Annotated in this window: 6 protein-coding genes; all 6 read left to right on the top strand. The window is 73.5% G+C overall.

The genetic code is table 11. The features are described 5' to 3' along the window. Positions 1 to 805: mycothiol synthase (gene mshD, locus JNW98_RS33995; RefSeq protein ID WP_223772148.1), on the top strand; the 805-nt coding region annotated here is incomplete at its 5' end. Between the two features lie 157 nt (positions 806 to 962). Then, positions 963 to 1,505: a GntR family transcriptional regulator gene (locus tag JNW98_RS33990; RefSeq protein ID WP_223772147.1), complete on the top strand. Its 543-nt coding sequence runs from the start codon at positions 963 to 965 to the stop codon at positions 1,503 to 1,505. Next, complete coding sequence (locus JNW98_RS33985; RefSeq protein WP_223772146.1) at positions 1,502 to 2,437, top strand: ABC transporter ATP-binding protein; 936 nt, start codon at positions 1,502 to 1,504, stop codon at positions 2,435 to 2,437. The genes JNW98_RS33990 and JNW98_RS33985 overlap by 4 nt, the downstream gene beginning before the upstream one ends. Continuing rightward, positions 2,434 to 3,441, top strand: a complete 1,008-nt coding sequence (locus JNW98_RS33980; RefSeq protein ID WP_223772145.1) for an ABC-2 membrane transporter-related protein — start codon at positions 2,434 to 2,436, stop codon at positions 3,439 to 3,441. Before JNW98_RS33985 ends, JNW98_RS33980 begins: the two co-directional genes overlap by 4 nt. 331 nt (positions 3,442 to 3,772) lie before the next feature. Next, on the top strand, positions 3,773 to 6,136 hold the full coding sequence (locus JNW98_RS33975) for an RNA degradosome polyphosphate kinase (protein ID WP_223772144.1): 2,364 nt from the start codon (positions 3,773 to 3,775) through the stop codon (positions 6,134 to 6,136). 40 nt (positions 6,137 to 6,176) lie between these two features. After that, positions 6,177 to 6,623, top strand: a 447-nt coding sequence (locus tag JNW98_RS33970; protein ID WP_223772143.1) for a CHAD domain-containing protein, incomplete at its 3' end; no start/stop codon positions are given.

Raw genomic sequence — 6,623 nt, 5'->3', positions numbered from 1 at the left:
CGTCTCCGAGCAGGGCCGGCTCCAGCTGAAGGGCGGCCGGCCGGGCGTCCGGCACCTGCTGCTGCACGACGTGACCGACGGCGCCGAGGCCCTCGCCGGGTACGCGCAGCTGGAGGACACCGATCCCGTCGAGGCGCCCGCGGGCGAGCTCGTCGTCCACCCGGCGTACCGGGGGCGCGGCCACGGCCGGGCGCTGGGCAACGCGCTGCTGCGGGAGTCCGGCAAGCGGCTGCGGGTCTGGGCGCACGGCGGCCACCCGGCCGCGCGCCACCTCGCGCAGGTGCTGGGGATGAGCCTGTTCCGCGAGTTGCGGCAGATGCGGCGTCCGCTGGACGACCTGGACCTCCCGGAGCCCCGGCTGCCCGAGGGCGTGACCGTCCGGACCTTCCGCCCCGGGGCCGACGACGCGGCCTGGCTCGCCGTCAACGCCGAGGCGTTCGCGCACCACCCGGAGCAGGGCTCGCTCACCCAGCGCGATCTGGACGACCGCAAGGCCGAGAGCTGGTTCGACCCCGAGGGCTTCTTCCTCGCCGAACGCGACGGCGCGATCGCCGGCTTCCACTGGACGAAGGTGCATGCCGAGGAGCGGCTCGGCGAGGTGTACGTGGTCGGCATCCGGCCCGGCGCCCAGGGCGGCGGCCTCGGCAAGGCCCTGACCACCATCGGCCTCCGGCACCTCGCGGCGGCGGGCCTGCCGACGGCGATGCTCTACGTGGACGCGGACAACGCGCCGGCCGTGTCGGTGTACGAGCGGCTCGGGTTCACGGTCCACGAGACGGACCTGATGTACCGCACGGAGTCCTGAGCCGGGGTCCTGACGCGGAAGTCCTGGGTCCTGACCCGGGGTCCTGACTCGGGGGCCTGACCCGCACAGGACACCTGTTGACGTGGGAAGCGGAGTGACGTCATCCTGCTTTCACTAGCTATTTAGTGGAATAGCCCAGTGGAAGCAGGGTGAGGTCGTGGTCGCGTTCCGCATCGACCGCCGCAGCGGCGTCGCTCCCTACGTGCAGATCGCCCGGCAGGTCGAACAGGCGCTGCGCCTCGGCCTGCTGATGCCCGGTGACCAGCTCCCCACCGCCCGCGAGGTCGTCGCCGCCACCGCCATCAACCCCAACACCGTCCTCAAGGCGTACCGCGAGCTGGACCGTGCGGGGCTGGTCGAGGCGCGCCCGGGGCTCGGGACGTTCGTCCGGCGCTCCCTGGCCCGGCCGGGTGCCGCCGCCGACGCGCCGCTCCGCGCCGAGCTGGCCGGCTGGGCCGGGCGGGCCCGCGCGGCCGGGCTCGACCGGGACGATGTCGCCGCCCTGATGACGTCCGTCCTGGACGAGTGCTTCGACGGCGCACCACCCGGTGACCCGTACGCAGCCCACCACACCGACAGCCCTCACCACACCGACCACACCGACCGCCCTCGCCACACTCAACACCTTCACCACATCGACAACGCCGACCACATCGAAAACGCCGACCACACCGACCACACCGACGAGGGGACCGGATGACCGACCTGACCTACGTCCCCGGCGGGACCGCCGTCGAGGCGGCCGGCCTCGGCGTGAAGCACCGGCGCTCCTGGGCCTTGCGGGACTGCTCGTTCCGGATCCCCACGGGCCGCGTCTGCGCGCTCGTCGGGCCGAACGGCGCCGGCAAGTCCACGCTGCTGTCCGTCATCGCGGGGCTGCGGAGGCCGGAGACGGGCCGGCTGGAGGTGCTGGGCGGGTCCGCGGGCGGTCCCGGAACGCGCCCCCGGGTGGCCTACCTGCCCCAGGACAAGCCGCTGTACCCGCAGTTCACGGTCGACGACACGCTGCGCATGGGCCGCGAGCTCAACCCCGGCCGCTGGGACCAGGCGGCGGCGGAACGGCTGGTACGGGAGGGGAACCTGCCGCGGCACGCCCGCGTCGGCGCCCTCTCCAGCGGCCAGCGCACCCGCGTCGCGCTGGCCCTGGCCTTCGGCAAGCGCCCCGACCTGCTGCTGCTGGACGAGCCGATGGCCGATCTCGACCCGCTGGTGCGGCACGAGACGACCGCGGCCCTGATGGCCGAGGCCGCCGAGCACGCCACCACCATCGTGCTGGCCTCCCACGTCCTCTCCGAACTCGACGGCGTCTGCGACTACCTGCTGCTGCTGGGCGATGGCCGGATACGGCTGGCGGGCGAGGTCGAGGATCTGATCGGCGTACACCGCGTTGTCGTGGGCCGCCACGAGGAACCGGGCCTACCCAGGGCGTTCGGTGCGCACACGGTCGTCTCGGCGCGGACGACGGGCCGGCAGCTCACCGCCGTCCTCCGGCCGGAAGGGCCGGTCGCGGGGCAGTGGGAGACGTCCGAGCCTACCCTGGAGGACCTGCTCCTCGCCCACCTCCGCGCCCCGGGAGTCCCCCCGCTGCTCACCCCGAGCGCCGAACCCCGGTCCGGGAGGGCCGCCGCGTGACCGCCATCCTGTCTTCCACCCCCACCGCACCGACCCCGCGGAGGAGCCGGTTCCGTCCGCGGGGGTTCGTCTGGCTCGTCCTGCGCCAGCACCGGGCCACCCTGATCGTCCTGTTGCTCCTGCTGGTGGCAGAGCTGTTCCAACTGGGCCTGCTGGGCTTCCTGCTGCGTAAAGACGCGGACGTGCGGGCGCTAAGGGACCTCTGCGCCGGTGGTGGCTACGAGTGCGTCGAACGCTGGTCGCCGGCCGCGGACTTCCGGGCCGGATACGGCGACGCGCTGCACTTCAACGGGCTGCTCGTGCAGTATGTGCCGCTGTTGGCGGGCCTGTTCACCGCCGGCCCGATGGTCGCCCGCGAGCTGGAGAGCGGGACGTGGCGGCTCGCCTGGACCCAGTCCGTCCCGCCGTCCCGCTGGCTCGCGGCCAAACTCGCCGTGCCCGTGGTGCTGGTGCTCGTCGGGGTGTCGCTGATGGCGGCGCTCTACACGTGGTGCTGGACGGCCGTGCCGACCGAACTGCTGCCCGGCCAGCGCTGGTACGACTCGTTCGGGATGCTCGGCCCGATGCCGGTCGCCGACGCCCTCTGCGGGGTCGCGCTCGGTGCGCTGGCGGCGCTGATGACGCGGCGCACGGTGCCGGCGATGGTCCTGACGCTGGTGGCGTACGGGACGGTCCGGTCCGCGCTGGGCTTCGTACGCCCTTATCTGTGGCCCCGCACGCGGACGGTCTCCCTCGGCATGCCGGGGTACCCGAACGACGGCACCTGGGTCCTCGAACGCGGCATGCTCACCCGTTCGGGTGAACGACTGTCGGAGGATGTGTGTGGCGTCGGGGTGTCCCCGGAGCGCTGCCTCGCCACCCACAACGCCGACCGCTGGTACCTCGACCACCATCCCCCGGCGGACCACTGGCCCCTGGCCTGGCTGGAGGCGGGCATCCTCGTCGCCCTCGCCGCGCTGGCCGCCTGGGCGGCGGCGCGGTGGATGCGGCGCCTCGTGCCGTAGCGGCGGGCGGCCCGGGCGTGACGTGCTCGGCCGTGGCGCGCCCGGCTATGACGCGCCCGGCTATGACGTGCTCGGCTATGACGTGCTCGGCTGTGAGGCGCCCGGCGCCCGGCCGCGCCACCCGGAATCCTCCGGTCACACCGGAAACCTCCGGTCACCACCGGGAGGCTCCCGGGTTTCCCGCACGCCATGTGGGCGTTACCCGTGATTCAACCGCGGTTGCCAGTCTTGCGGAATGCATCCGGTCGCCCCCCACGCACGACAACGCAGGCCACGCGCCGCCGCGGTCGCCGCCGTGCCCGCCCTCCCGGACGAGCGGAACAATGAGGGTATGGCAGACCCTCCGGCGCCCTCGCGCCCCCGGGAAGAGGAGCGGCCGGCCGGCGACCGGCACGCGGCCCCGCGCCCCGGCGGCTTCCTGGCCGCCGCCCGGCCGGGCCCGGCCGCCCCGGACGTGCCCGAGCTGGAACCTGACCTGGACGCCGACCTCGATGACTACGTCGGCTACGACGACTACGACGGGCACGAGCCCGCCCGCTACGCCGAGGCGCGTACGGCGGACGCCGGGATCGACTACGCGGACGGCTACGACGACCGCGAGGGGGACCCCGCCCGCGACGGCGAGCCGCTGCCCGGCAACCGTTTCCTGGACCGCGAGCGCAGCTGGCTGGCATTCAACGAACGGGTGCTGGAGCTGGCCGAGGACCCGGCCACCCCGCTCCTCGAACGCGCCAACTTCCTGGCGATCTTCGCGAGCAACCTCGACGAGTTCTTCATGGTCCGCGTCGCCGGCCTCAAGCGCCGCATCGCCACCGGCGTCGCCACCCGCTCCGCGTCCGGCCTCCAGCCGCGCGAGGTGCTGGAGCTGATCTGGACCCGCTCCCGCGAGCTCATGGCCCGGCACGCCGCCTGCCACCAGCAGGACATCGCCCCCGAACTGGCCGAGCGGGGCATCCACCTGATCCGCTGGCCCGAGCTGACCGAGAAGGAGCAGGCCCGCCTCTTCACCCTCTTCCGCCGACAGATCTTCCCCGTCCTCACGCCGCTCGCCGTCGACCCGGCGCACCCCTTCCCGTACATCTCGGGGCTGTCGCTCAACCTCGCCGTGGTCGTCCGCAACCCGGTCAGCGGGCACGAGCACTTCGCGCGGGTGAAGGTGCCGCCGCTGCTGTCCCGGTTCCTGGAGGCGTCGCCGCAGCGGTACGTGCCGCTGGAGGACGTGATCGCGGCGCACCTGGAGGAGTTGTTCCCGGGGATGGAGGTGCTGGGGCACCACATGTTCCGGGTGACGCGCAACGAGGATCTGGAGGTCGAGGAGGACGACGCCGAGAACCTGCTCCAGGCGCTGGAGAAGGAGCTCATGCGCCGCCGCTTCGGCCCGCCGGTGCGGCTGGAGGTCGAGGAGTCCATCGACCCGTACGTCCTGGACCTGCTCGTCCGCGAGCTGAAGATCTCCGACGCGGAGGTCTACCCGATGCCCGGGCCGCTCGACCTCACCGCGCTGTTCCACATCGCGGCGCTGGACCGGCCGGAGCTGAAGTACCCCAAGTTCGTCGCCGGGACGCACCGTGACCTGGCCGAGGTGGAGTCCGCGTCGGCGCCCGACGTGTTCGCGGCCCTGCGCGAGCGGGACGTGCTGCTCCACCATCCGTACGACTCGTTCTCCACCTCCGTCCAGTCCTTCCTCGAACAGGCCGCGGCCGACCCGGACGTCCTCGCCATCAAGCAGACGCTGTACCGGACGTCCGGCGACTCCCCGATCGTCGACGCGTTGATAGACGCCGCGGAGTCCGGCAAGCAGGTGCTCGTCCTGGTCGAGATCAAGGCGCGCTTCGACGAGCAGGCGAACATCAAGTGGGCCCGCAAGTTGGAGGAGGCGGGCTGCCACGTCGTCTACGGGCTCGTCGGCCTGAAGACGCACTGCAAGCTCTCCCTGGTGGTACGGCAAGAGGGGGACACCCTCCGGCGCTATTCGCATGTGGGAACGGGTAACTACCACCCCAAGACCGCCCGGCTGTACGAGGACCTCGGGCTGCTCACCGCCGACCCGCAGGTGGGCGCCGACCTGTCCGACCTCTTCAACCGGCTCTCCGGCTACTCCCGCCGGCAGACCTACCGACGGCTGCTCGTCGCCCCCCGCTCGCTCCGGGACGGCCTGGTCGCCCGGATCTCGCGGGAGATCGCCCACCGCCGGGACGGCCGGCCCGCCTCCATCCGGATCAAGGTCAACGCGATGGTGGACGAGACGGTGATCGACGCCCTCTACCGAGCCTCGCGGGCCGGGGTCCCGGTGGACGTGTGGGTGCGCGGCATCTGCGCGCTGCGGCCCGGGGTGTCCGGCCTGTCGGAGAACATCCGGGTGCGCAGCGTCCTGGGCCGGTTCCTGGAACACTCCCGAGTCTTCGCCTTCGCGAACGGAGGTGAGCCCGAGGTGTGGCTCGGCAGCGCCGACATGATGCACCGCAACCTCGACCGGCGCATCGAGACGCTCGTCCGGGTCACCGACCCCGCGCACCGCGCCACGCTCAGCCGGCTGCTGGAGCTCGGCATGTCCGACCGGACCGCGTCCTGGCACCTCGGCCCGGACGGCGGCTGGACCCGGCACGCGACCGACGCCGACGGCCGGCCGCTGCGCAACGTCCAGGAAATCCTCATCGACGCCCGGAGGCGCCGGCGTGGCACAGCGACCTCATGACACCCCGGTCGCCCTCACCGCGGCCGGGAGGCGGACCGACATGACCGATACGACGACGGACCCGGCCGGCGCGCCGGCCGCGGCACCGCCGCCCCAGGCGCGCCGCGCGCCGGGTGACGGCCGGCCCCCGCACGGCACCGGCAGCGCCGCCGACGTCCTCACCCGCTACCTGCACCAGCAGGCGACCGAGTTCCTGCGCGCCCTGCGGCTGCACGGCGACAGCGGGCACGGCGCCGGGACCGCCGCCGAGGAGGCGGCCGAGGCCGTCCGGCTGCTGCGCGGCGCCGCCCGCCGCATCTCGGGGACGCTCCACGTCTTCCGCCCGCTGTCGGAGGTGCCGTGGACGGACCAGTTCCGGTCGGAGCTCGGCTGGCTGACCGAGACGCTGGGGCGCGAGTACGCCTGCGCGGCCCGGCTGGCGCGGCTGCGGGGCGCACTGCACCGGCTGTCCGGCGCGGCCGAGGCGGGGAGCGCCACCGCGCCCGCC

The organism is Streptomyces huiliensis, from assembly GCF_020037025.1.
GTDB lineage: Bacteria > Actinomycetota > Actinomycetes > Streptomycetales > Streptomycetaceae > Streptomyces > Streptomyces huiliensis.
This window is presented reverse-complemented; position numbering and strand designations above follow the sequence as displayed.